Source organism: Anaeromyxobacter sp. Red801 (assembly GCF_049201065.2).
Lineage (GTDB): Bacteria > Myxococcota > Myxococcia > Myxococcales > Anaeromyxobacteraceae > Anaeromyxobacter.
This window is the reverse complement of sequence record NZ_CM181236.1, coordinates 4,705,768-4,729,874: the sequence shown is the minus strand read 5'-3', so window position 1 is coordinate 4,729,874 and position 24,107 is coordinate 4,705,768. Positions and strand designations below refer to the sequence as shown.

Below are 24,107 nucleotides of genomic sequence, written 5' to 3'. Positions count from 1 at the left end.
CCGCCTCTCGGGGTTGGGGATCGACGAGACGCGCACCGGGTCAGCCCTTCGGCGGCGCCTTGGCGGCGTCGGGGCGGTGCGTGCCGCCGGTGTCCGGCATGCGGCGCAGCGCGCGGCTGAGCCGGCGGAGCGGCCGCGCCACCGGCCGGAACCAGGCCCGCACGCGGCGACCCGGGAGCTGTGACTCCACCGCCTCGTAGACGGACCAGTCCTCGCGCACCGCCGCCGGCAGCACCTTCTCCTGGATGCGCGCCCGCTCCTCGCGCAGCCGCGGGGTGCGGGCGGGGTCGTTGGACACGCCCTCGCCGTTGTGGATGGCGACGAGGTGCGGGACGTGCCGGGTGGTGGCGCGCGCCTCGACGAGCGCGCGGAGCAAGAGGTCGTAGTCGGCGGCGATGCGGAAGGAGAGGTCGTAGCCGCCGAGGCGGAGGAACAGCGCGCGGCGGAAGGCGGTGGCCTGGTGCGGGAGCATGCTGCGCATCAGGTGCAGGACGCTCGGGTGGTCCGGCGCCCGCCACGGCCGGAGGCGGCCGCCGCGCTCCATCCAGACGTCGCCGTACACGACGTCCTCGACCGGGCGCGGCGTCATGAGCCGCTCCAGTGCGTCCGGCGCGGCGAGCCGGTCGCCGGCGTTGAGGAAGAGCAGCCACTCGCCCTGGGCCAGCGCGGCGCCCTTGCCCTGGCCCTCGTAGATGCCGCCGTCCGGCTCGGAGACCCAGCGCGCGATCCGGGCCTCCCGGGCGCGGATGGCGTCCACGCTGCCGTCGGTGGAGCCCCCGTCCACCACCACCAGCTCGAGGTCGCGGTAGGTCTGGCCGAGCACGCTGTCGAGGGTGGCCTCGAGCCCGGCGCGATCGTTGAGGCAGATGGTGACGACGGAGAGGCTGGGGGGCATGCGGGTGGTATTCTACGCTGCCTCCCACCCCCCGCCGAGCCCGTCTTGTCCGATCCCAAGGTCTCCGTCCTCGTCCCCTGCTTCCGCTCCGAGCGCTTCCTCGCGACGGCGCTCGACTCGGTGCGCGCGCAGACGCTCGCGTCGTGGGAGTGCGTCGTGGTGGACAACGCCAGCCCCGACGGTACGTTCGCGCTCGCCGAGCGCTACGCCGCCGACGACCCGCGCTTTCGCGCCCACCGCAACGCCGAGAACCTCGGGCCGGTCCGCAACTGGCGGCGCTGCGCCGAGCTCGCCGGCGGCGCGCAGTACGCGGCGCTGCTGTTCTCCGACGACTGGTACGAGCCGGCGTTCCTGGAGCGCGCGGTGGCGCTCCTCGACGCGGATCCGGGCGTCGGGATCGTGTACTCCGCCGTGCGCCTCGCCCCCGCGCCCGACGCGCCGAAGGCGGTCGGGCCGGCGCGCGTGATGTACGCGCTGGACGGGCCGGCGGTCCGGCCGTCGGCGGACTACCTCGCGATCGCGTACGACGCCCGCGGGCGGCAGGTGCCGCGCTCGCCGTGCTGCGCGGTGGCGCGGCGCGCGGACCTCGCCCGCTGGCTGTCGCTGGCGCTCCCGGACGAGGAGCGGCTCGGGTACCTGCGCCACGGCGCCGGGCCGGACCAGGCGGTCTACCTCCAGGCCGCGCTCGAGTACCCGCGCCTCGGCCACCTCGCGGAGCCGCTCGTGTGCTTCTCGGCGCACGGCGGCAACCTCACCTGGCGGCCGGACGTCGAGCTGGGCTACGCGTCGGTGCTGGCGCACTTCTACGAGGCGCACGCCGCGCGGATGCCGTTCGGCCGCGCCCGCGTGCCCGCCAAGCTCGCCTCGCGGCTCATCGAGCTCGGCGCCGTGGACGAGGGGCGGCGCCTGCGCAACCGGCTCGGGCCGCTCGGCTGGGCGCTGTACGCCAAGGAGGCGCGGAACCGCCGCCGCCGCGCTCGCCGGCGCGTCACGCCGTGATCGGCCCGACCAGCGCGTCCGCGATGCGCTGGCTGGAGCGCCCGTCGCCGTAGACGTCCACCTTGCGCGCCATGGCGCGGTAGGCGGCCTCGTCCTTCAGCAGCCGCTCCGACCACTCCAGGATCGCGCCGCGGTCGGTCCCGACCAGGCGCGACACGCCGGCCTCCACGCTCTCGCGCCGCTCGGTCACCTCGCGCATCACGAGCACCGGCCGGCCCAGCGCCGCCGCCTCCTCCTGGATGCCGCCGGAGTCGGTGAGGATGAAGCGGCTCCGCCGCGCCAGCCACACCAGCGTCGGGTACGCGACCGGCTCGACGAGGCGCACCCCGGGCACCCCGTCCAGCAGCTCGAACACCGGCCCGCGGACGTTCGGGTTGAGGTGCACCGGGTAGACGACCTGCACCGCGTTCCGCGCGGCCAGCTCGCGGATGGCGAGGCAGAGGTCGCGGAACGGCGCGCCGAAGCTCTCCCTGCGGTGGCCGGTGACGAGCACGAGCGGCCGAGCCGGATCGAGCCACTCGTGGCCGCGCGCCACCTCCCGCTCCACCGCCGGGTCGTCCAGCTTCGCCACCGCGAGGTGCAGCGCGTCCACCACGGTGTTGCCCACCACCTGGATCGCCCCGGCGCGTACCCCTCGGCGACCAGGTTGTCGCGCGCCGCCGCGGTCGGGCAGAAGTGCAGGTCGGTGACCGCGGCCGTCATCACGCGGTTCACCTCCTCGGGGTAGGGCTTGAAGCGATCGCGGCTGCGGAGGCCCGCCTCGACGTGCGCCACCTTCACGCGCCGGTGGAACGAGGCGAGCGCCGCCGCGAACGCGGTGGTGGTGTCGCCCTGCACCACGGTCCAGTCCGGCGCGAACGCCTCCAGCACCCGGTCCACGCCGCCGAGCGCGCGCGCGGCGACGCCGTTCAGCGTCTGCCCCGGCCGCATGATGGCGAGGTCCTCGTCCACCCTCACGCCGAAGAAGGCCAGCACCGCGTCCACCATCTCACGGTGCTGGCCGGTGAGGCAGACGCGCACCTCGGCGCCGGGCCGGGCGCGCAGCGCCTCGATCACCGGGGCGAGCTTGATGGCCTCGGGGCGGGTCCCGAACACGACCAGGATGCGGGCAGGCGGGCCGGCGCTCATCGGGCGAACGTTGGGGCACGCCGGCCCGCGCGGCACCGCTCGCGGCGGGGCGCGCGCGCGCGGCCGGGGGCAGGCCCCATCGCGACGGGTGCGCCCCGGGCGGTCCGGCGTTACCCCTGAGGCCCGGAGGAATCACCATGAAGGTCTTCGTCACCGGCGCGACCGGGTACATCGGCAGCGCCATCGTGTCCGCCCTGGCGCGCGGCGGGCACCAGGTCACCGGCCTCTCGCGCTCCGAGGAGAAGGACGCCGAGCTGCGGCGGCGCGGGGCCACCGCGGTGCGCGGCGGCCTCGGCCACCTGGGCGCGCTCGCCCGCGAGCTCGCCGCGCAGGACGCGGTGGTGCACGCCGCGGTGGACTACGGCCTCGGGCCGCCGGCCGACGCCGAGGCGGTCGAGGCGATGATCACCGCCGCCCGCGCGGCGGGGCGGCCGTTCTCGATCGTGTACACCTCCGGCGTCTGGGTGCTCGGCGACACCGGCGGCGTCGCCGACGAGCGGGCGTCGACCGATCACCCGGCGGCGGCGACCGCGTGGCGGCCGGCGCACGAGCGCCGGGTGCTGGGCGCGGCCGGCGATCGCATCGCCGCCGCGGTGATCCGCCCGGGCATGGTCTACGGCGGCCGGCGCGGGCTCATCACCCCGTGGTTCGACCAGGCGACGCGCGAGGGCGCGGCGACCGTCGTCGCCCCCGGCACGCAGCGCTGGTCGTTCGTGCACGTGGAGGACCTGGCCGAGCTGTACCGGCTCGTGGTCGAGCGGCGCGCGCAGGGCGTGCTCCACGGCGTGGACGGCCGGCCCACGCCGGTCGCCGAGGCGGCCGCCGCGTACAGCCGCGCCGCCGGCAAGGGCGCCGTGCGCGAGCTGCCGCTCGCCGAGGCGCGGAAGACGATGGGCCCGATGGCGGACGCGCTCGCCATGGATCAGCAGGTGGTGACCGCCCGCGCCGCCGAGGTGGGCTGGACGGTGCGCCACGCCGACGTCGTGTCCGCCGCCGCGGAGATGTACCGGGAGTGGAAGGGGTAGCTCGCGCCCTTCGACTCCGGCCGCTCGCCCTTCGACTCCGACCGCTCATCCCGACCCTTCGACTCCGGCGAGCCTCCGGCTCGCCTACGCTCAGGGTGAGCGAATCACTTGCCGCGCTCATCCCGAGCGTAGCGCGGCCGTCAGGCCGCGCGGAGTCGAGGGACCGCCTACGGCTGGCTCGCCCCCGGCGCGGTCGGCCACGGCGGGCTCGCGCCGCGCAGGCCGGTGGGGGCGGTCTGGCGCAGGAACGCGCCCACGCCGCGGTAGCCGTGCAGCCGGTTCGCGTGCGCCACCACCTCCACCGCGCCGCCGCCCGCCAGCGTCCGCGCCACCAGCGCCTCGCCGAGCTGCTGCACGGTGTGCAGGTCGCCGCCGCAGTACGGGCACAGGTCGGCGCCGCGCGTGGCCCCGAGCGCGGTGCAGCGGTCGCACTGCCACCCGGCGCGCTGGAAGTCCTCCTCCAGCACCAGCCGGTGCACGCGGCCCTCGTTCACCGCCTGCACCACGTCCTCCGGCCCGACCACGCCGAGGCCGCCGCGCAGCGCCTCGCCCACGAGCCCGTCCACGATGCGCCGCTCCGCCGCGCGCTCGTGCTCGGCCACCGCCCCCGACGCCCCGGCCACCACGCCGTCGCGCCGCGCCCCGCCGGCGCCTTCCCACTCGCGCGGGCGCGGCAGCCGCGCGATCACCCGCGCGCGCGCCCGCTCCGGCAGCTCGCGCTCGAACGCGGCCACGTTCTGCGCCGTGCCCACCAGCACGAGGTGCGCGCCCGGCGTCCGCGCGAGCCGCAGCTCGACCTCGGCCGCGGCGGCGCGCCGGTTCCTCTGGACGAACGCCTCCTCGTGCCGGCCGTCCTTCTCCTGGCGCTCGAAGCGCTGGCCCGGCCGCGCCGCGCCCGGGTTGAAGCGATCGCGGTCGCGCCGGGGCACGAAGCCGCGCAGGCTCGACTCCGCCGCCAGCTCGCCGAGGCGCACCTCGTACAGGTCGGCGCCGGCCTGGTTCGGCACCACCACGATGGCGGGCTCGAGGTCGTCGGCGAGCCGGGCGAGCTGGGTGAGGTGCGGGATGGCGTCGGTGCACAGCTCCGGGGCGAACGGCCGCCGGAAGAGCATGGGCTGCCACAGGCCGAGGCCCTCGCAGGCGAACAGCGCGAACCCGTCCTTCTCGGCCTGGGAGGCCTGGGTGGTGAGCTGCCCCACGTGCGCGAGCACCCGCTGCAGGGTCCGGTCGAGCGCGGGCCGGTCGGGCGTGCCCGGCGGATAGTGCGCCAGCGTCTGCCGCACGCGCTCCTGGACGAACAGGCGCACCCGCTCGCGCTGCTGCTCGTCGGCCCAGCGGACGTCCAGGTACAGGCTGACGATGGGCTCGCCCACGCTGCGCAGCCGGGCGAGATCGGTGAGCGTTCCGTCGAGCTCGGTCATGTGCGGTCCTCCGTGCCGGTGAACCTGCGCACCCCCGCCCGCCCCGGCGCGCCTGCCCGATTGCCGCCGGGCGCTCGCCGGGTTACATCGGGCGGCGCCGTGGCCCTCCTCGACGCCCTGCGCGCGCTCACCTCCTTCTCCCCGCCGGCGGTCCTGCCCGACTGCGAGCCCGGCCTGCTCGGCGACGTGCTCGTGGCGCACGGGCTCGCGCCGCTCGCCTCCTTCCAGCTCGAGCACACGCGGCTCGGCGCCTCGGCGCCGGAGGGGCTGCGCGAGCGCCTGCTCTCGCAGTACCAGGGCGTCGCGAACGACAACGTCCTCAAGATGGTGACGCTGCGGGGGGTGCTCCGGCCGGCCGAGGGCGTGCCGGTGGTGCTGCTCGACGCCGCCGCCTACATCGACTGGCTCTACCCGCACCTCGCGTTCCGGCCGGTGGGCGACCTGCGCGTCGCGCTCGCCGCCGAGGACGCGCAGCGCTTCGCCGACGCGATCCGCGGCGGCATGCAGCTCGAGCGCACCGACCACGGCGGCCGCACCGCCGTCTTCGGCGACGGCCGCCTCACCGTGGCCGCGCAGGAGGGGCTGTTCTCGGGGGCGGCCGCCGATCCGCTGCTGTTCCAGCGCAGCATGCCCTACCTGGCCTTCGGCCCGTCGGCCGCCCGCCCGTCGGCGGAGGACGCGCTCCTCTCCACGGTGGGGGAGCAGGCGCTCCTCGGCCTGCGCGCGCCGCTCATCACGTACGTGGACGTGCGCGAGCTGCTCCGCCTCCCGCTCGACCGCGAGTACGTGCTGGCCCGGGCGCGCGCGCTCGGCCTCGCCCGCGCGCTCCACGGCGTGAGCCGGCTCGCGGCGCTGTTCTTCCCCGACGTCGCCGAGGCGGCCGAGGCGGTGCGCCCGGCGCTCGGCGCCGCCGAGCGGGTCGCGGTGGACCGGGTGGTGGAGGCCGCCAGCGACCCCGCCCGGCTGCGCCAGCTCCGCGGCGAGGACGCGGCGGCGCGGCTCGTGGTCGCGCCGTGATCGGCCCGGCCGGGGCGTGCTAGATTGCGCGCCTCTGCTTTCCGTGAGGGAACTCGAGCGATGAACATCACCGTCGTCGGCACCGGCTACGTGGGCCTCGTCACCGGCACCTGCTTCGCGGAGTCGGGCCACCGGGTCACCTGCCTCGACCTCGACGCCGCCAAGATCGAGACGCTGCGCGGCGGCGGGATCCCCATCTACGAGCCGGGGCTCGAGGAGCTGGTGCGCCGCAACGTGAAGGAGCGGCGCCTGTCCTTCACCACCTCCTACCCGGAGGCCATGAAGGACGCCGACGTGGCGTTCATCGCGGTGGGCACCCCGCCCGGCGAGAACGGCGACGCCGACCTGTCCTACGTGCTCGCCGCCGCCCGCGAGATCGGCCGGCACCTCACCCGCTACACGGTGGTGGTGGACAAGAGCACGGTGCCGGTGGGCAGCGCCGACAAGGTGGCCGAGGCGCTCCGCGAGGTGACCACGCAGCCGTTCGACGTGGTCTCCAACCCCGAGTTCCTGAAGGAAGGCGCCGCCATCGACGACTTCATGCGGCCGGACCGCGTGGTGGTGGGCGTCGCCTCCGAGCGCGCCCGCGCGGTGATGGCCGAGCTGTACGCGCCGTTCGTCCGCGCCGAGCAGCCGGTGCTGTTCATGGACCTGCGCTCCGCCGAGCTGACGAAGTACGCCGCGAACGCGATGCTGGCGACCCGCATCTCGTTCATGAACGAGATCGCGACGCTGTGCGAGAAGCTGGGCGCCGACGTGGACCAGGTCCGCCGCGGCATCGGCTCGGACCGGCGCATCGGCCACCCGTTCCTGTTCCCGGGGGTGGGCTTCGGCGGCTCCTGCTTCCCGAAGGACGTGCGCGCGGTGATGAGCATGGCGCGCCACCTCGGCCTCGACTTCGACCTGCTCCGCGCGGTGGAGCGCGTCAACGAGCGGCAGAAGCGCTGGCTGGTGGAGAAGGCGCAGAAGCACTTCGGCTCGCTGGCCGGGCGCACCTTCGGCGTGTGGGGGCTCGCGTTCAAGCCGCGCACCGACGACATGCGCGAGGCGCCGGCCATCACCGTGGTGGAGGGCCTGCTCGCCGCCGGCGCCAGGGTCCGCGCCCACGACCCGGTGGCCGCGCAGGTCGCGGACGGGATCTTCCGCGGCCGCGGGGTGACGCTGGTGGACGAGCCGTACGCCGCCGCCGAGGGCGCCGACGCGCTCCTGCTCGTGACCGAGTGGAACGAGTTCCGCCAGCCGGACCTCGGGCGGCTGAAGCAGGTCATGGCGCAGCCGGTGCTGTTCGACGGCCGGAACGTGTGGGACGCCGCAAAGGTCCGCGCGGCCGGGTTCACCTACTACGGCGTGGGGCGGGCGTCCCTCGACTCCGGCCGTGCCTGACGGCACGGCCTACGCTCGGGATGAGCGGGGGGGTCAACTGATCCGCTCACCCTGAGCGTCCCTCGACTCCGGCCGTGCCTGACGGCACGGCCTACGCTCGGGATGAGCGGGGGGGTCAACTGATCCGCTCACCTTGAGCGTAGGCGGGCCGCAGGCCCGCCGGAGTCGAAGGGTGAGCGGACGGAGTCGAAGGGTCGGGATGAGCGGAATGGACGAAGTCCGCTCGTCCTGAGCCTGTCGAAGGACGAGCGCCGGTCAGTTCTCCGGCCGCTGCCCCTTCGACAGCATCAGCACCACGCCCGCGACCTCCTCGACCACCAGCTCGAGGCGGCGCTCGACCTCGAGCGTCTCCAGCACCCGCTGGCGGGCGTGCGGCTCGGAGACCGCCGCGGCGGCCACCAGGTCGGCGATGGCGGAGGCGTCGCGCATCTGCGCCACCGCCTCGGCGAGCGCCGGGGCGCCGGACTCGGGCGGGAGGCGGGTGGACAGCTCGAGCACGAGCTGCCGGAGCGACGCGACCTGCGACTCGACGGCGTCGGACCCCTCGTCCGGCCAGACGTCGTCGAGGATCTCGGCGCGGAACTCGCGGTAGGGCTTCTCGTTCGCGAGCTCCTGGATCAGCCGCACGCGCGCCACGCCGCGCACGACGAGGTCGTAGCGCCCGTCGTCGTAGCGGTCCTCCTGCTCGATGATGCAGGCGCCCGCCACCGGGAAGAGCGGCGGGTGGAGCTGCTGCGCCGCCTCAAGGGTGGTGAGGCCGGGGACCGCCAGGATGCGGTCCCCGCGCAGCGCGTCCGCGACGAGCGCGCGGTAGCGCGGCTCGAAGATGTGGAACGGCGTGGGCGTCCCCGGGAGGACGACCACGCCGTGGAGGGGAAACACCTTGAGGGCGGCGCACGCCTTCTCGAGCGCCGCCCTCGGTGACAGCGGAGCGATCCGCTCCGCGCACATGCTAGTGCGCCGGGCTGGCCGCGCCGGCCGTCTCGGTGGCCTTCACGCCGGTCTCGATCCGCATCCGGTAGAAGGAGCGCCACACGAACACGAGCGCCACCGCCAGGAACACCGCCGCCAGGCCCACGCGCGCCGAGGTCTCCATCTGGATGGCGAGCTCGACGGCCAGCAGGCCGAACAGCGTGGTGAACTTGATGATGGGGTTCATGGCCACCGAGGAGGTGTCCTTGAACGGGTCGCCGACGGTGTCGCCGACCACGGTGGCGTCGTGCAGCGGCGTGCCCTTGGCCTTCAGCTCGACCTCGACCACCTTCTTGGCGTTGTCCCAGGCGCCGCCGGCGTTCGCCATGAAGATCGCCTGGAACAGGCCGAAGATGGCGATGGAGACGAGGTAGCCGATGAAGAAGAACTCGTCGGCGAACGCGAAGGACAGGGTGGCGAAGAACACCACCAGGAAGATGTTGAACATGCCCTTCTGCGCGTACTGCGTGCAGATCTCGACGACCTTCTTCGAGTCCTCGACGCTCGCCTTCTCGACGCCCTCGAGGCGGATGTTCTGCTTGATGAACTCGACCGCGCGGTAGGCGCCGGTGGAGACGGCCTGGGTGGACGCGCCCGAGAACCAGTAGATCACCGCGCCGCCCATGATGAGGCCGAGCAGGAACAGCGGGTTCATGATCGAGAGCTTCTCGAGGTTCTGGGTGAGGCCGCTCGTCAGCACCACGATGATCGAGAAGATCATGGTGGTGGCGCCGACGACGGCGGTGCCGATGAGCACCGGCTTGGCGGTCGCCTTGAAGGTGTTGCCGGCGCCGTCGTTCTCCTCGAGGTAGCCCTTGGCCTTCTCGAAGTCGAGGTCGAAGCCGAAGTCCTTCTTCACCTCGGCCTTCACGTTCGGCACGTTCTCGATGAGCGAGAGCTCGTAGACCGACTGCGCGTTGTCCGTCACCGGGCCGTAGGAGTCGACCGCGATGGTGACCGGGCCCATGCCCAGGAAGCCGAAGGCGACCAGGCCGAACGCGAACACCGCCGGGGCCATCATCAGCTCGCCGACGCCGAGGGTGGACACGCCGTAGGCGGCGCCCATCAGCGCGATGATGACGAGGCCCATCCAGAAGGCGGAGAAGTTGCCGGCGGTGAGGCCGGAGAGGACGTTCAGGGAGGCGCCGCCCTCCTTCGACGCGGTGACGACCTCCCTCACGTGGCCGGAGCTGGTGGAGGTGAAGACCTTGATCATCTCGGGGATGATCGCGCCCGCCAGCGTGCCGCAGGTGATGATGGCGGAGAGCTTCCACCAGAGCGTGCCGTCGCCGAGCTCGCCGATGATGAGCTTCGAGACGACGAAGGTGAGGACCACCGAGACGATCGAGGTGAGCCACACCAGCGAGGTGAGCGGCGCCTCGAAGTTCATCGAGTCGGCGCCGGCGTACTTGGCCTTCGCGACCGCCTCGTTGATCCAGTAGGAGGCGACCGACGCGATGACCATCATGATGCGCATCGCGAAGATCCAGACGAGCAGCTGGACCTGGTAGCTCGGGTTCACCACCGCGAGCAGGATGAAGGAGATGAGCGCGACGCCGGTGACGCCGTAGGTCTCGAAGCCGTCGGCGGAGGGGCCCACCGAGTCACCCGCGTTGTCGCCGGTGCAGTCGGCGATCACGCCGGGGTTGCGGGCGTCGTCCTCCTTGATCTTGAAGACGATCTTCATCAGGTCCGAGCCGATGTCGGCGATCTTGGTGAAGATGCCGCCGGCGATGCGGAGCGCCGAGGCGCCCAGCGACTCGCCGATGGCGAAGCCGATGAAGCACGGGCCCGCCAGGTCGGACGGGATGAAGAGCAGGATCGCCAGCATGATGAGCAGCTCGACGCTGATGAGCATCGTGCCGATCGACATGCCCGCCTTGAGCGGGATGGCGTAGGTGGGGAAGGGCTTGCCGCCCAGCGCGGCGAAGGCGGCGCGGCTGTTCGCGTAGGTGTTCACGCGGATGCCGAACCAGGCCACGCCGGAGGAGCCGAGGATGCCGATGAGGCTCATCACCAGGATGAGCGCCACGCGCCCGGCGCCCATCCCGCGGCCGCCGTCCGGCCCGGTGGTGAGGAAGCCGAAGTACGCGACGATGATCACCGCGATGAACGCCCACAGGATCGCGATGAACTTGCCCTGCGTGACGAGGTAGGTCTTCGCGGTCTCGTAGATGAGCTCGGAGATCTCGCGCATCGACCGGTGGACCGGGAGCGCCTTCAGCTGCCTGGCGATCACCAGGCCGAAGATCAGGCCGAGGACGCAGACCACGATGCCGGCGGCCAGCAGGTTGTGGCCGGACATCCCGAGGAAGCGCTCCGCGCCGTCGAGGTTCGGCAGGATGAGGTTCGCCTCACCGTGGCCGCTCGCACCGAGCGAGAGGGAGGTGAGGATGCTGGAAAGGTTCATGGCGGGGACGGCTCCGACGTTGGGAGTACCCGTGAAAACTCGGCTCGTTGCGCGATGTTGCGCGGCCGGCGGGAATCCGGGACGGCGGATACTACCGATCCGTCGTGGATCTTGGCAAGTGCGCGTTCCCCCGGGCCGGGGCCCCGGGGGCCGGGCGGCGCCCCGCCAGCGGGGGGCGCGCGCTCGGCTGGCCTGCGGCTACCCCTCGCCCGGCCCGCCCGGCGCGGCCGCCGCGACGGCGGTGCCGGCGTCCAGCGCGGCGAAGTTCACGTTGAAGTAGCCGGCGACCCCGCAGGAGAACAGGACGCGCTTCACGATCCGGAACGGCACGCCCTTGTCCGCCTGGATGTTCACCGCCCCCTCCCACTTCTTCTCGGGGTCGTTCTGGTGGATGAAGTCCCAGCGCTTCTTCTCGTCGCGCAGGCGCTCCTCGAGCGCGGGGATGTTGAGGTAGCCGCCCTCGCTGTCGAGCTCGCGGACCTCGGCCACCTTCACGCCGGTGACCACCACCTGCTCGGCGCTGATCGCCACCACCGGCGCGATCTCGATGATCTGGCCGTGCCGCGCGTCGGGCAGCTTGATGTCCTTCTGCATGTACAGCACCTCGCCCGTGGACGAGAACTGCTGCAGGAGGAAGATGACGAGCATCGTCATCATGTCGACCATCGGGACGACGTTCAGGTCGGCGTTGGTGGCCTTGTGCGCGCGCGCGAACTTGCCGCCGAGGATCTTCGACTTCTCGAACCGCTTCGCGGGCCGCTTGCCGGGGGAGACGATGGGCATGGTCGCGCCTGGCTCTCAGACCCCGGTGACCGACACGGACACGAGCCCCTGGCCCATGCACGTGTCGATGACCTGCACGAGGTCGCCGTAGCTGACGGTGTCCTCCGCCGAGACGGTCACCGCCGCGGCGTCGGGGTGCTCGCTGCGAAGCTGCTTCAGCCGGTCGTCGAGCGCCTTGTAGTCCTGGCGCGCGGCGCCGCCGGCGCGGTCCATGGGGATCTCCACGTTCAGGCCGGCGGAGGTGGTGAGGTTCATCCCGCGCTCGCTCACCGCCAGCGTCACCATGAGCGCCTTCTGCTGCTCGGTGGTGGGCGGCTCGGGGGCGCCCGCGCCGAACTGCTGCACCTGCAGGCGCGAGATCTGCGTCCACACCGCGGTGTAGAGCAGGAAGGTGATGCAGCAGGAGAGCAGGTCGATGGCGGGGACGACGTTGATGACCGCGTCGAGCGCCTTCTTCTTGCGCTTGCCGCCGCCGCCCGCCTCCGGGATCGCGCCGCCGCCCATGCGCTACTCCTCCGACGGGACCGTCGCCGGCAGCTTCATCTTGTCGCGGTTCGCGACGATGAGGTTCAGCACCGAGACCGAGGTCTCGTTGATGTCGTCGAGCATCTGCTGCGACTTGCCCTGCAGCACCGAGTAGGCCACCAGCGCCGGGATGGCGGTGAGGAGCCCGAAGGCGGTGCAGTTCATGGCCTCGGAGATGGAGTTCGCGAGGATGGTGGCCTTGTCGGCGGGGCTGGCGTTGGCCACCGCGCCGAACGCGCCGATGAGGCCGACGATGGTGCCGAGCAGGCCGAGCAGGGTGGCCACGTTGCCGAGCATGGCGAGGTAGCCGGTGCGCTTCTCGATCTTGGGCGACTCGCGCAGCGTCGCCTCGTCCATGGCGGCCTGCACGTCGGCCTCGCCCTTCGGCACGTTGATGAGGCCGGCCTTGATCACCGAGACGAGCGGGGTCTTCTTCTGCGAGGCGCAGAAGCTGATCGCCCGGTCGAGGTCGCCCCGGTAGATGTGCTCCTTCAGTCCGCGGAGGAAGCCCTCCTTGTCCACGGAGGCCTGGAAGTAGAGCGCGAGGGCGCGGTCCACCACGAGGCCCACCACCACGATCAGCGAGGCGAGGATCGGGTGCATCATCCACCCGCCCTCGTGATAGTGCTTCGCGAGCGCTCCGAACATTTCGCCCATTGCCGTCTGTGCCTCCGAGGGTGGGCCGCGCGGACGTCCCACGAACATGCGCTTGCCCGGACGTGGTCTCCGTACCACGCGTTTTTCGAGGGCGTCAACGCGACGGGGTACGCCCCACGCGCACCCTCGTCGCCGGATATCGCGCGCCAATTCCGCCGATCACCGTGCGGCCTCGCTCGATGGTGCGGCCGCACGCGCCCGGGGGCAATTGCCCGGCGGCGAGCCGCGTCGTACCCTCACGCCTCCGGACGCACCTCATGCCGCTCGACGACGCCTTCGCTCCGTACCGCCTCGCGCCGGGCGCGCTCCCGGAGGAGGCCGCGCGCGCCGCGGAGGCGCTCTCCGCCGAGCCCCTGCTCGCACCGCCGGCCGAGCCGCTCCCGGCGCCGCTGGTGAACCGCGCGCTCGCGGACATCCCGGCCGGTCGCGCCGCCACCGCCAGCGAGGCCTGCCGCGCCGCCGACGGCAACCCTGCGGGCCTCTCCGGGCCGCTCCGCGCCTGCCTGTCGTCGGATCGCCAGCAGGCGCGCGTCGCCGAGGCGGCCCGCGCCGCGCTCGACGCGGGCTTCGCCGGGGTCTGCCTCGATCGCCCCGACGCGCCGCTCGCGCTCGGGCTGCTCGGCGCCGGCTTCTGCGTGGACTGCCAGCGCGCGGTGGGGCGCGAGCTGACGCGCGAGTACGGCGACCACTTCCAGCCGGTGGACTACCTCGCGCTGGCGCGCGAGGCGGTGGCGCAGGCGCCGGGCGCGGTCACCTTCGACCACCTCCCCTTCGGGCGAGACTTCTGGAGGGTGCGGAACCGTGCGCTCGCGCTGGCGCTGCGCGGGTACGCCCGTTCGGCGCGCGACGCGGCCCGCGCGGCGGGGCGCGCCTTCGAGGTCGTGGCCCAGTTCGAGGCGCTCGGCCCGGCGCAGCTCGCCGCGGCCCGCCTGGTGGACGCGACCATCTTCCCGGCGCCGGCCACGAGCGGCCCGGGCCTGGTCCGGCTGCTCCGCGCGGCGGCGGGGCGCCGGCCGGTGGCGATCGCGACGCAGCCCGGCGACGGCGCGCCCGCGGCGCTGGCCCGGCTCGCCGCGGTGGCCGCGACCTGCGGCGTGGAGCTCTCCGGGCTCGAGCCCGGCGGCGCGGCCGGCCAGGAGGTGGCCGCGGTCCGCCGGCTGGCGCGGCAGCTCGCGCTGCGCGCGGGGCGGCCGCCGTCGCTCGCGGCGCCGGTGGCGGAGCTGGCGGTGCTCTACTCGCCCGAGGCCGACCTGTGGACGGGCGGCCGGCACCGGCGCTCGGTGGAGCGGGCCGGCGACGCGCTCGCGGCGCTGCACGCGCAGGCGCCGGTGGTGATGCGCGTCCAGGACGCGCCGCCGGGCGCGGTGCTGGTGCTCGCCGACGCCGGCGCGCTCTCCGCGCTCGAGGCCTCGCAGGCGCGGCGGCGGCTGGAGGCGGGCGGCACGGTGATCGCGTTCGGCGCGCCCGGCGCGGTGGACGAGGGCGGGCGGCAGACCGGCGCGTTCCTGCCCGCGGGCAAGCCGGGCGGCGTGCGCGTCGGCTCCGGCACGCTGGTGGAGCTGCCGGCGCTCGCGCCGGAGAAGGGCCCGGGCGGCGCGCCCGACCTCGCCGCGCTGGAGCGCACGCTCGCGTCGCTCCTCGGGCGCGGCCGCCGCGCCGCGCGCGTGGCCGGGCGGGCGCAGGTGCTGGTGGTGCTGAACCGGACCGGCGAGGCGCTCGACGTGCACCTCGTCGCGCCGGAGCGCGCCCAGGGCGCGACCTTGTTCCTCGGCGAGCACGTGGCCGGCGGCGTCCGCCGCGGCCGCTTCGTCTCGTCCGACGGCTCGGACGTGCGCATCCCGCTCAACCCGTCCGGCTACTCGATCTCGACGGTGCTGCCGAGCTTCAAGGGCTACGCGGTCCTGTCGGTGAGCGCGTAGTCACCCGCTCCCTCGACTCCGCGCGGCCTCACGGCCGCGCTACGCCCGGGATGATCCCTCGACTCCGGCCGTGCCTGGCGGCACGGCCTACGCTCGGGATGAGCGATCCTTGATCCGCTCACCCTGAGCGTAGGCGGGCCGCAGGCCCGCCGGAGTCGAAGGGTCACCCTGAGCGTACGCCGCCCCAGGCCCGCCGGAGTCGAAGGGTGAGCGGGGCTACCCGCGCGGCGGGCGGGGCAGCCGCGGGTGCGTGGGCGTGTCGCCGGGCGGGCGCTGCCGCGCGTCGGCCGGGCCCACCGGGCGCAGCTCGGTGGGCGTGGCGGCGCGGGCCGGCAGGCGGACGGTCACGGTGGTGCCGCGCCCGGCCGCGGTGGTGAGGCTGACGCTGCCGCCGTGGCGCTCCACGATCCCCTGCACGATGGGCAGGCCGAGCCCGATGCCCACGCCGGCGCGGGTGGTGAAGAACGGCTCGAACGCGCGCGCCGCCACCTCCGGCGGCATGCCCGCGCCCGCGTCCGCCACGGTGAGCACCACCTCTCCGCCCTCGCGCGAGAGCCCCACCCGCACCTCGGCGCCGGGCGGGACCGCCTGCGCCGCGTTCGTCACGAGCGCGAGCACCACCTGCACCAGGCTGGGCCGGTTGCCCTCCACCACGTACGGCCCGTCGCCGCCGTCGCGCACCAGCCCCGCGCCGGCCTCCTTGAGCGCGGTCTTCGCCATGCGCCCGGCCTCGTCCACCGCCGGCACGAGGTCCACCGCCTCGGTGTGCGCGCCGGTGGGGCGGGCGTAGGTGACGAGGTCGCGGGCGAGGCGCTGGATGCGCTGGCCCGCGTCCTTGATGGCGCGGAGCTTCTCGACGTCGGCCGGGTCCTGCCCGCGCGCGGTGAAGCGCTCGAGCAGCACGTCCGAGTACATGGTCACCGCGGTGAGCGGGTTGTTGAGCTCGTGGACCACGCCCGCCACGAGGCGCCCGATGGCGGCGAGCCGCTCGGCGTGCTCGGCGGCGGCCTGCATGGAGCGGAGCAGGGTGAGGTCCTGGCCGATGAGGATGACGCCGTCGACCTCGCCGGACGCGCCGGTGATGGGCGCGGTGTTCACCGCCACCCGCACCTCGCCGCCGTCGCGGCGCACGAGCCGCGTCTCGAACCCGTCCACCCGCTCGCCGCCGAGGCTCCGCCCCAGCACCGCGGCGAGCCGCGGCCGCTCGTCGTCCGGCGCGCGCAGGAGCGCCTCGCCCCCCAGCACCTCGCCGGCGGGGAGCCCGGAGAGCTTCGCGAGGGCCGCGTTCCAGACGATCACCGAGCGGTCGCGGTCCACCGCCCAGATGAGCGCGTTGGCGTGCTCGATCAGCTCCTCGAGGTAGGTCTTGAGGTAGGTGAGCTCGTCGATGGAGCGGACGTTCCGCACGCCCAGCGCCGCGTGCGCGGCCACCCGGCGCAGCAGCGGCCGGTCCTCGGCCGGGTTCCCGGGCCCGCCGCGCGCGTACTCGAGCGAGAGCACGCCGTAGAGCGCGCCCGAGACCGCGAGCGGCGCCGAGCTGGCCTCGTCGTAGCCCTCGAACAGCGGCTCCTCGCGCTCCACCACCCGCACGCCGCCGGCGGCGAGCGCCGCGGCCGAGAGCCCGGCCTCCTCCACGGCGTCGCGGGCCAGCACCAGCCGCCCGGAGCGGTCGGGGCGGAGCCGGCCGCTCGCGTAGAAGGTGGTGAGCGCCAGCGTGCGCGGGTCCACCAGCCGGATCGAGAAGGCGCGGCCGGGGAACACGGCATCGAGCGCGCGGGCCAGGGCGCCGCTGATCTGGTCCTCCGCGCGCGCCTCGGCGAGCTCGCGCGACAGCCTCAGCAGCACCGCGTCGGACGGATCGGGCGTGACGGGCGGCGGCGGCGGGCGGCGCCTCCGCCCGGGCTTCGGCCGGGGCCGCGGCTTCGGGCGCGCGCTCGGGGCGCGCGTGCGCTTCGCCGCCTTCCGCCCCGGCCTCCTGCGCGTCCCCGCCATGCCTCCCCCGGCCCCCGACTCTAGCACGCGCCCGCTACGGGCGCCGGGAACGGTACGCGGCCAGCGCCGCCGCCATCACCTCGCGCACGGCCACGCCTGCGGCGCGGGCGCGCGCGGCGCAGTCGTCGTACTCCGGGTGCGCGCCCAGCTCCCGGCCGCCGAGCCGCGCCACCTTGACGCGCACGGTCCCGTAGGCGGTCTCGACCGGCTCGAGCGCGCGCTCCAGCGCGTCGCGCTCCACCGCGTGCCGGCGCACGCCCAGCGTGGTGGTCTCGGCGAAGAGCGCGCCGGTCACCGCCGCGCGCTGCGCCTCGTCGCAGAGCGCGCCGAGGAGGACGCCGGGGCGCCCCTTCTTCATGGTGAGCGGCGCCGCCCAGGCGTCGAGCGCCGGCCTCGAGCGCCGCCTCGATGGCGCGCGCCACGAGCTGCCCCGGGCAGTCGTCGAGGTTCGCCTCCAGCACCCAGAGCGCCTCGGGCCCGGGCCCGCCCGCGCCGGCCGCCGGTGCCGGCTCGGCGAGCGTGGCGCGCAGCACGTTCGGCCGATCCGGCCAGGCGCGTGTGCCCACCCCGTAGCCCACCCGCAGCGGCACGTGGGCCGGGAGCGGGCCCACCTCGGCGAGGACCGCGAGCAGCGCCGCGCCGGTGGGCGTGACCGCCTCGCCGGGCGGGCCGCCCGGGCGCACCGGCTTGCCCTTCAGGAGCTCCAGCACCGCCGGCGGCGGCACCGGCATGGTCCCGTGCGCGGTGCGCACCAGCCCGCGCCCCAGCTCCGGCGGCGCCGAGCGCACCTCCGGCCAGCCGAGCAGGTCGAGCGCCACCGCCGCGCCGCACACGTCCACGATCGAGTCCACCGCGCCGACCTCGTGGAAGTGCACCTCCGAGACCGGCACGCCGTGCACGCGCGCCTCGGCCTCGCCGATGCGCTGGAAGAGCCCGCGCGCCACCTCGCGCGCCCGGGGCGGGAGCCCGCTCGCCGCCACCAGCCCCAGGATCTCGGCGAGGCCGCGCGAGGCGGGCTGCTCGCCCTCCACCACCACGTCCACGTGCGTGCCCTGGATCCCGTGCTCGGCCTTCCGCGTCACCGCGAGCCGCCAGCCCGGGACGCCGAGCGACTCGAGCGCGCGCGAGAGCGCGGCCGCGTCCACGCCCAGGTCGATCGCGGCGGCCAGGAACATGTCGCCGGCGATGCCGCCCACCGGCTCGAGGAGGAGGAGCGCCATCCGGGGCCTCGCTTCAGCCGCGGGCGACGAGGCCCGCCACGAACGCCGCGCCGAAGCCGTTGTCCACGTTCACCACCGTGACGTTCGGCGCGCAGGAGTTCAGCATCGTGAACAGCGGCGCGAGCCCGCCCAGCGAGGCGCCGTAGCCGACCGACGTCGGCACGCCGATCACCGGCCGGCCCACCAGGCCGCCCACCACCGAGGGCAGCGCGCCCTCCATGCCGGCGGCGACGATCACCGCGCGCGCCCGGTCGAGGTCCTCGCGCCGCGCCAGCAGCCGGTGGATCCCGGCCACGCCCACGTCGTAGACGCGGATGGGCTCGACGCCCATCACCTCCAGCGTCACCGCCGCCTCCTCGCACACCGGGATGTCCGAGGTGCCGGCGCAGCACACCGCCACCGGCCCGCGCGCCGGCAGGTCCATGCGCCCCTTGCGCAGCGTGCGCGAGACCGGGTCGTAGACGCTGCCCTTCACCGCGCGCCGCGCCGGGCCGGCCTTCTCCGGGGCGAGCCGGGTGACGAGGAGCGGGCCGCGCGCGGCGAGCTTGCGGGCGATGGCCGCCACCTGCGCGGCGGTCTTCGACTCGGCCAGCACCACCTCCGGCATCCCCACCCGCAGGGTCCGGTGCGTGTCGAGCGTGGCGAGGTCGCCCAGGCGCTCGAACGGCGCGCCCTTCAGGGCGGCCACCGCCTCGTCGAGCGAGGACTGGCCGCGCTTCACGCGGGCGAGGAGCGCGCGCAGGGTCTTCTCGTCCATGCGCGCTGTCTATCGCAGATCGAGATGCGAGAGGAGCTTCGCGATGCGCGCCGGCTCGGGCATCACCAGGATGAGCCCCTCCAGGGCGGGCTCGCCCGCGACCACCGGCCCGTCCGCGCCGGTGGACAGGACGAACCGGGTGGCGAGCGCGATCGAGCCGTCGTGGGTGACGAGCCGCTCCACGCACTCGCGCCCGCTGCCGCGCGCGAGGGTCGGCACCGAGAGCAGGAGCTTCTCCCCCACCAGCGCGGCCACCGCCGAGACGAACGCGCTCCCCACGATGTTGCCCGACTCGAGGAGCGCGCTCTCCGCCATGCCCGACCAGTCGCCGCCGGGCGGGAACCCGAGCACCGCCGCCAGCGCCTCGGCGTCGCGCTCCTGCAGCGCGAGCAGCAGGTCGCCGGTGAGCGGCCCCTCCAGCTTCACGCCCACCGCGACGAGGTCCTGCCCCAGGCCGCCCAGGAACGCCGCGATGGCGCCGGTCTCGGCGCCCACCCAGGCCTCGGGCACGTCCATGTGGATGGGGCGCCCGGCCAGGCGGCCCAGCGCGGTGATCGCCTGGCCGCAGCCGATGCTGGCGAGCTCCTGGAGCGCGTCCAGCTCGCGCGGGCCGAAGCCGGGGGCGCTCACGCGAACAGCCTCTGGACGTCGAGGATGAAGACCGGCCGGCCGGTGCCGAGCACGGTCACCGCGGAGAGGCCGGGCACCGACTCGAGCGGGCTGCCGAGCGGCTTCAGCACCGCCTCGTGCTGGCCGAGCAGCGCGTCCACCGCCAGGCCCACCCGGCCCGGCTCGCCGCCCTCGGCCACCACCACCGCGCGCACGTCGCCGGCCGCGGCCGGGAAGCCGAGCAACCGGGAGAGGTCGCGCACCGGCACGAGCTCGCCGTCGTAGGGCAGGACCGGCTCGCCGCGGCTGCGGTCGAGCCGCGACAGCTCCACCTGCGCGGCGCCGTGCACCTTCGCGATGGGCAGGCCCAGCACCTCCTCGCCCACCCGGACGAGCAGCACCGGCTGGACCGCCACCGTGAGCGGCAGGCGGAAGGTGACGCGCGCGCCCAGGCCCGGCGCGCTCTCCACCTCGAGCGTGCCCCCGAGCGCCTCGACCGTCCGCTTCACCGAGTCCATGCCCACGCCGCGGCCGGAGAGCTCGGTGACCTGGTCGGCGGTGGACACGCCGGGCAGGCAGCAGAGCATGAGCGCCTCGCGGTCGGAGAGCGCGGCGGCCTGCTCCGGCGCGAGCACCCCGCGCGCCACCGCGGCCTGGCGCAGCCGCTCCGGGTCGAGGCCGCGCCCGTCGTCGGCGAGCTCCAGGATGACGCGGTCGCGCTCGCGGCGGGCGGTGAGCGCGAGCCGGCCGGTGGCGGGCTTCCCGGCGAGGAGCCGCAGGTGCGGCGGCTCGATCCCGTGGTCCACCGCGTTCCGGAGCACGTGCTGGAGCGGGTCGGACAGCTCCTCCAGGATGGCGCGGTCGATCTCGATCTCGGCGCCCTGCACGTCGAGCTCCACCTGCTTGTTCACGGCGCGGGCGAGGTCGCGGACCACGCGCGGGAGCCGCTCGGTGACGAGCGCGAGCGGGGTCATCCGCACCGTCATCACCTTGTCGTGCAGGTCCTTCACGATGGCGTGCAGCCGGTCCACGCCCTCGTCGAGCGGCGCGCGCACGTCGCGCGGCAGGCCGCGGCCCACCTCGCGGATGCGGGCGGTGGCGAGGATGAGCTCGCCCACCGCGTCGAGGAAGCCGTCCAGGATCTCGGTCTTCACCCGCACCGTGCGGGCCGGCTCGGCCGGCGCCTCGCGCGCGGGCGCCGGCGCGGGCGCGGCCGGGGCGGCGGCGGCCGGCGGCGCGGCGGCCGCCTCGCGCACCGCCACCTGGGCGAGGTCGGAGATCTGCGCGAGCGCCCGCTCCAGCGCGGCGAGCGGCTCCGGCGACTGCAGCTCCACCTCGAGCCGCTTTCCGGGGATGCGGCCCGCCTTCAGGTCCTCGACGGTGGGGGCCGAGCGCGCCACCGCGCCGAGCGCGGCGAGCTTCTTCACCACCAGGAACGCGCGCACCGCCGGCACCGGGCAGCCGGGCGCGATGTCCACCTCGACCTGCACCCGCCGGTGCGCGCGCGGCGCCGGCTGCTCGGCGGGCGCCGGCCCGGCGGCGGGATCGGCCGCGGGCGGCGGAGCCGCGGGCGCGGCGGCGGCCGGGGACGACGACGGGGCGGCGGCCGGCGGCTCTGCGAACGGATCGCCCTCGGGCGGCCCGGGCGGCTCGCCCGCCCGGCAGCGGCGCGCCGCCTCCACCACCCGCGCCACCAGCGCGGCGTCCGGCTCGGGCTTCTCCCCGCGCCCGGCCCCCTGCACCATGGCGGCGAGCGCGTCGCCGGCGGCGAGCAGCACGTCCACCGCGGCGGCGTCGAGCCGGCCGGGCTCGCCGCGGAACACGTCCACCAGGTCCTCGGCCTTGTGCGCGAGCGTGGCGATGCCGTCGAACGCCATGGCGGCGCTCATGCCCTTCACGCTGTGCGCGTGCCGGAACAGGCTGTCGATGGTGGCCTTGACGGCGCGCCCCTCGCGCACCGCCCGCTCGAGCTCGACCAGGTCGCGGCCGTAGCCGGCGAGGTGCTCGCCCGACTCGGCCACGTAGAGGGAGAGGTACTTCTGGAGGTCCACGGCGCGCCCGCCCCCGGGCCCGCGATCAGGCGTCGCCCATCACCTTCTTGACCACCGACAGCACGTCCTCGGCCTTGAACGGCTTCACGATGAAGTCGCTCGCGCCGGCCTCGATCGCCTCCATGACCAGCGACTCCTGCCCGAGCGCGCTGCACATCACGATGACCGCCCGCGCGTCGTGCTTGATGATCTCGCGGGTGGCCTCGATGCCGCTCTTGAACGGCATCACGATGTCCATGGTGGTGAGGTCGGGCTTCAGCTCCTTGTACTTCTCCACCGCCTCGAGCCCGTTGGCGGCCTCGCCGACGACCTCGAACCCGGACCCGGAGAAGATGTCCTTGATCATGTTCCGCATGAAGATCGCGTCGTCGACGATCAGGACTCGCTTCGCCATGGACTCAGGTCCCTCCCGGGAATCCGGGGACGTTACCATCGGTCTTGCGCGCCGGACAAGGCGCCGCCCGCGTGCACACCTCGCCGCACGTCACCTCCCGCCGAACAGCGCGGAGGCCTGCTCGGCGAGCGCCTCGGGGCCGAGCACCGTCACCGCCCCGGTCCGCGCCTCGGCGAGGCCGCGCACCAGGCCGCCGCCGGCCTCCGGCGGCGCGAGCGGCTCGACCCCGAGCACCCCGCCGATGAGCAGGCCCAGCGCGCGCTTGCCCTGGTCCAGGATGAGCACCATCCCGGCCCCGTCGCGGAGCGGCTGGGGCGGCAGCCCGACCAGCGCGGCCAGGTCCACCACCGCCACCACCCGGCCGCGCAGGTTCATGACGCCGCGCACCGCCTCGGAGGCGCGCGGGACGCGCGCGAAGGGCGGCTGCGGCAGCACCACCTCGCGGACCGCCGCGAGCGGCAGGGCGTAGCGCTCGCCGGCGACGCGGAAGACGACGTGGCGCACCCGGCGACCTCTAGCCCAGCCGGAACCGCGAGACCACGGTCTGCAGCTCGACCGAGAGGTTGGTGAGCTCCTGCGCGGCGCTCGCCATCTGCGACACGGCGGCGATCTGCTCGGCGGTGACCTTGCGGACCTGCTCGGTGGCGCTCGCGTTCGAGGAAGCCACGTCGGAGATGTGGTCCATGGCCTGGACCATGTCGGCCGAGCCGTTCAGCTGCTCGCGCGCGTCCTGCGAGATGACGCGCACCTTCTCGGCGCCGCTCGCCGCGATGGTGGCGATGTCCGAGAGCGTGCGGATGATCGCGTTCAGGTCCTCGCGCCCGTCGCCGAGTTCGGCCACCGACTCCTTCATGGTCTCGACCACCTTCGCGGCGCGGCCGGAGATGTCGGTGGCGAGCGAGGAGATCTGCTCGGCGGAGCGGCCGGCCGCCTCGGCGAGCTTGCGCACCTCCTCGGCCACCACCGCGAACCCGCGCCCGTACTCGCCCGCGCGCGCCGCCTCGATGGTGGCGTTCAGCGCGAGCAGGTTGGTCTGGTTGGCCACCTGCGTGATGGCCTCGACGATCTTGGAGATCTCCTTGGTGCGCTCGCCGAACGCGAACACCTGCTCGCTGGCCGCCTCGATGCGCGCGAACACCTTCTTCACCTTCTCGCCGGCGAGCCGGGCCGCCTCGCCGCCCGAGGCCGCCGAGGTGCTCGTCTCCACCGAGGCGCGGGCCGCCTCCTCGGCGCTGCGGGCGGTGCGCTCGATCGAGGCGGCGATCTCGCCGATCACCTTCGAGGTGCGCTCCACCAGGTCGGACTGCTGCCCGGCGCCGACCGCGATCTTCTCCATCGACGAGGCCACCTCGTCGGTGGAGGCGTTCACGTCCTCGGCGCTCGTCTGCAGGTCGTTGGCGCTGTCCGAGACCGACTGCGCGGTCCGCTGGATGCGCGAGACGAGGTCCCGCAGGTTCTCCTGCATGGTGCGGATGGCCTCGGTGAGGTCGTCGATCTCGTCGTGGAACGCCTTCTGCTCCTCCGAGACCACCGCGCGCGAGAGGTCGCCGCGGCTGATCTCCACCGCGCTCGCCTTGAGCCGCCCGACGCGCGCCACCCGGGCGATGGCGAGGGTGAGCCCCTGCCCGAGCGCGAGGGTGAGCGCGAGGATGATCACGACGCCCGCGGCGCGGCTCGCCACCCAGGCCTGCACGAGCGGCACCGCGAACAGCAGCACCCCGCCCACGATGAAGTAGGAGACGAGGATCTTCGTCTGGAGCGAGACCGTCAGGCCGGCGGCGGGCGGCGCCGGGCGGAGCGGCGGCTCGGCGGCGCGGCCGCGGACCGCCACCAGGTGCGGCGCGTCCTGCCAGCGGGCGCTCGGGCGGGTGGACTGGAGTCGCTCGTCTCTCGCTCGCGCCACGCGTGCCTCTCTCGTCTCGTCGCTCGGAAGGGGGTCGCCCCTCGGGG

19 protein-coding genes and 2 pseudogenes are annotated in these 24,107 nt (G+C 74.8%); 5 read left to right on the top strand and 16 right to left on the bottom strand.

The genetic code is table 11. The features are described from left to right. Positions 1-40: 40 nt before the first annotated feature. Positions 41-895, bottom strand: coding sequence for a glycosyltransferase family 2 protein (locus ACOQFB_RS21775; protein WP_059435811.1), 855 nt, complete (start codon positions 893-895; stop codon positions 41-43). A 45-nt stretch (positions 896-940) separates the two neighbouring features. Here ACOQFB_RS21775 and ACOQFB_RS21770 point away from each other — a divergent pair, with 45 nt between their 5' ends. Beyond that, positions 941-1,894 (top strand): glycosyltransferase family 2 protein, encoded by a 954-nt coding sequence (locus ACOQFB_RS21770; RefSeq protein WP_421609503.1) that lies wholly within the window; start codon positions 941-943, stop codon positions 1,892-1,894. Here ACOQFB_RS21770 and wecB read toward each other — a convergent pair. Next, positions 1,884-2,881 (bottom strand): annotated as a pseudogene (gene wecB, locus ACOQFB_RS21765) (non-hydrolyzing UDP-N-acetylglucosamine 2-epimerase). The gene ACOQFB_RS21770 and the pseudogene wecB overlap by 11 nt on opposite strands. Positions 2,882-3,159: 278 nt before the next feature. On the opposite strand from wecB, the gene ACOQFB_RS21760 reads away from it, so the two are divergent. Beyond that, positions 3,160-4,047: an NAD-dependent epimerase/dehydratase family protein gene (locus tag ACOQFB_RS21760; protein ID WP_421609502.1), complete on the top strand. Its 888-nt coding sequence runs from the start codon at positions 3,160-3,162 to the stop codon at positions 4,045-4,047. A 167-nt stretch (positions 4,048-4,214) separates the two neighbouring features. Here ACOQFB_RS21760 and ACOQFB_RS21755 read toward each other — a convergent pair whose 3' ends face one another. Continuing rightward, a complete protein-coding gene (locus tag ACOQFB_RS21755; RefSeq protein ID WP_059435815.1) occupies positions 4,215-5,468 on the bottom strand; it encodes a baeRF10 domain-containing protein in 1,254 nt (417 codons plus the stop codon). Positions 5,469-5,567: 99 nt separating this feature from the next. Between ACOQFB_RS21755 and ACOQFB_RS21750 the strand changes: the two genes are divergently transcribed. Together ACOQFB_RS21750 and ACOQFB_RS21745 are read left to right on the top strand one after the other, a co-directional pair. After that, entirely contained in the window at positions 5,568-6,485 is a 918-nt protein-coding gene (locus tag ACOQFB_RS21750; protein WP_421609501.1) for a nucleotidyltransferase family protein, read from the top strand. A gap of 60 nt (positions 6,486-6,545) precedes the next feature. After that, complete coding sequence (locus ACOQFB_RS21745; RefSeq protein ID WP_421609500.1) at positions 6,546-7,868, top strand: UDP-glucose dehydrogenase family protein; 1,323 nt, start codon at positions 6,546-6,548, stop codon at positions 7,866-7,868. A gap of 255 nt (positions 7,869-8,123) precedes the next feature. Here ACOQFB_RS21745 and ACOQFB_RS21740 read toward each other — a convergent pair whose 3' ends face one another. The 5 genes from ACOQFB_RS21740 to ACOQFB_RS21720 all read right to left on the bottom strand — a co-directional run bounded on the left by ACOQFB_RS21740 (position 8,124) and on the right by ACOQFB_RS21720 (position 13,215). Further along, positions 8,124-8,732, bottom strand: coding sequence for an LON peptidase substrate-binding domain-containing protein (locus ACOQFB_RS21740; RefSeq protein WP_237757776.1), 609 nt, complete (start codon positions 8,730-8,732; stop codon positions 8,124-8,126). 88 nt (positions 8,733-8,820) lie between these two features. Then, positions 8,821-11,250 (bottom strand): sodium-translocating pyrophosphatase, encoded by a 2,430-nt coding sequence (locus ACOQFB_RS21735; RefSeq protein WP_059435818.1) that lies wholly within the window; start codon positions 11,248-11,250, stop codon positions 8,821-8,823. Positions 11,251-11,448: 198 nt separating this feature from the next. Continuing rightward, complete coding sequence (locus tag ACOQFB_RS21730; RefSeq protein WP_059435819.1) at positions 11,449-12,033, bottom strand: ExbD/TolR family protein; 585 nt, start codon at positions 12,031-12,033, stop codon at positions 11,449-11,451. A gap of 15 nt (positions 12,034-12,048) precedes the next feature. Then, on the bottom strand, positions 12,049-12,537 hold the full coding sequence (locus ACOQFB_RS21725) for an ExbD/TolR family protein (RefSeq protein ID WP_012528395.1): 489 nt from the start codon (positions 12,535-12,537) through the stop codon (positions 12,049-12,051). Between the two features lie 3 nt (positions 12,538-12,540). Further along, positions 12,541-13,215 carry a MotA/TolQ/ExbB proton channel family protein gene (locus ACOQFB_RS21720; protein ID WP_011423355.1) on the bottom strand — a complete coding sequence of 225 codons (675 nt, stop codon included), beginning with the start codon at positions 13,213-13,215 and terminating at the stop codon, positions 12,541-12,543. A 257-nt stretch (positions 13,216-13,472) separates the two neighbouring features. Here ACOQFB_RS21720 and ACOQFB_RS21715 point away from each other — a divergent pair, with 257 nt between their 5' ends. Then, complete coding sequence (locus ACOQFB_RS21715; protein ID WP_421609499.1) at positions 13,473-15,134, top strand: hypothetical protein; 1,662 nt, start codon at positions 13,473-13,475, stop codon at positions 15,132-15,134. A gap of 216 nt (positions 15,135-15,350) precedes the next feature. On the opposite strand, the gene ACOQFB_RS21710 is transcribed toward ACOQFB_RS21715, so the two are convergent. From ACOQFB_RS21710 to ACOQFB_RS21675, 8 genes and pseudogenes are all read right to left on the bottom strand, one after another. Beyond that, positions 15,351-16,979, bottom strand: coding sequence for a two-component system sensor histidine kinase NtrB (locus ACOQFB_RS21710; protein ID WP_237758188.1), 1,629 nt, complete (start codon positions 16,977-16,979; stop codon positions 15,351-15,353). A gap of 181 nt (positions 16,980-17,160) precedes the next feature. Then, positions 17,161-18,346, bottom strand: a pseudogene (gene larC / locus ACOQFB_RS21705) (nickel pincer cofactor biosynthesis protein LarC). A 13-nt stretch (positions 18,347-18,359) separates the two neighbouring features. Next, positions 18,360-19,103 (bottom strand): nickel pincer cofactor biosynthesis protein LarB, encoded by a 744-nt coding sequence (gene larB / locus ACOQFB_RS21700; RefSeq protein ID WP_059439374.1) that lies wholly within the window; start codon positions 19,101-19,103, stop codon positions 18,360-18,362. Between the two features lie 9 nt (positions 19,104-19,112). Then, on the bottom strand, positions 19,113-19,733 hold the full coding sequence (locus ACOQFB_RS21695) for a chemotaxis protein CheC (protein WP_059439375.1): 621 nt from the start codon (positions 19,731-19,733) through the stop codon (positions 19,113-19,115). After that, on the bottom strand, positions 19,730-21,763 hold the full coding sequence (locus tag ACOQFB_RS21690) for a chemotaxis protein CheA (RefSeq protein ID WP_421609497.1): 2,034 nt from the start codon (positions 21,761-21,763) through the stop codon (positions 19,730-19,732). The genes ACOQFB_RS21695 and ACOQFB_RS21690 overlap by 4 nt, the downstream gene beginning before the upstream one ends. A 25-nt stretch (positions 21,764-21,788) precedes the next feature. Next, positions 21,789-22,157 (bottom strand): response regulator, encoded by a 369-nt coding sequence (locus tag ACOQFB_RS21685; protein ID WP_011423362.1) that lies wholly within the window; start codon positions 22,155-22,157, stop codon positions 21,789-21,791. 90 nt (positions 22,158-22,247) lie between these two features. Next, the gene (locus ACOQFB_RS21680; protein ID WP_059436199.1) at positions 22,248-22,661 is read right to left on the bottom strand and encodes a chemotaxis protein CheW; all 414 of its coding nucleotides are present in this window, start codon (positions 22,659-22,661) and stop codon (positions 22,248-22,250) included. Positions 22,662-22,671: 10 nt separating this feature from the next. Then, entirely contained in the window at positions 22,672-24,060 is a 1,389-nt protein-coding gene (locus ACOQFB_RS21675; RefSeq protein WP_059436200.1) for a methyl-accepting chemotaxis protein, read from the bottom strand. Positions 24,061-24,107: the final 47 nt, after the last annotated feature.

Excerpts from the sequence above, each read along its gene's own strand:
- ACOQFB_RS21775 (WP_059435811.1), bottom strand. The coding sequence starts at position 895 with ATGCCCCCCAGCCTCTCCGTCGTCACCATCTGCCTCAACGATCGCGCC.
- ACOQFB_RS21760 (WP_421609502.1), top strand. The coding sequence starts at position 3,160 with ATGAAGGTCTTCGTCACCGGCGCGACCGGGTACATCGGCAGCGCCATC.
- ACOQFB_RS21755 (WP_059435815.1), bottom strand. The coding sequence starts at position 5,468 with ATGACCGAGCTCGACGGAACGCTCACCGATCTCGCCCGGCTGCGCAGC.
- ACOQFB_RS21745 (WP_421609500.1), top strand. The coding sequence starts at position 6,546 with ATGAACATCACCGTCGTCGGCACCGGCTACGTGGGCCTCGTCACCGGC.
- ACOQFB_RS21735 (WP_059435818.1), bottom strand. The coding sequence starts at position 11,250 with ATGAACCTTTCCAGCATCCTCACCTCCCTCTCGCTCGGTGCGAGCGGC.
- ACOQFB_RS21730 (WP_059435819.1), bottom strand. The coding sequence starts at position 12,033 with ATGCCCATCGTCTCCCCCGGCAAGCGGCCCGCGAAGCGGTTCGAGAAG.
- ACOQFB_RS21725 (WP_012528395.1), bottom strand. The coding sequence starts at position 12,537 with ATGGGCGGCGGCGCGATCCCGGAGGCGGGCGGCGGCGGCAAGCGCAAG.
- ACOQFB_RS21720 (WP_011423355.1), bottom strand. The coding sequence starts at position 13,215 with ATGGGCGAAATGTTCGGAGCGCTCGCGAAGCACTATCACGAGGGCGGG.
- ACOQFB_RS21715 (WP_421609499.1), top strand. The coding sequence starts at position 13,473 with ATGCCGCTCGACGACGCCTTCGCTCCGTACCGCCTCGCGCCGGGCGCG.
- larB (WP_059439374.1), bottom strand. The coding sequence starts at position 19,103 with ATGGACGAGAAGACCCTGCGCGCGCTCCTCGCCCGCGTGAAGCGCGGC.
- ACOQFB_RS21685 (WP_011423362.1), bottom strand. The coding sequence starts at position 22,157 with ATGGCGAAGCGAGTCCTGATCGTCGACGACGCGATCTTCATGCGGAAC.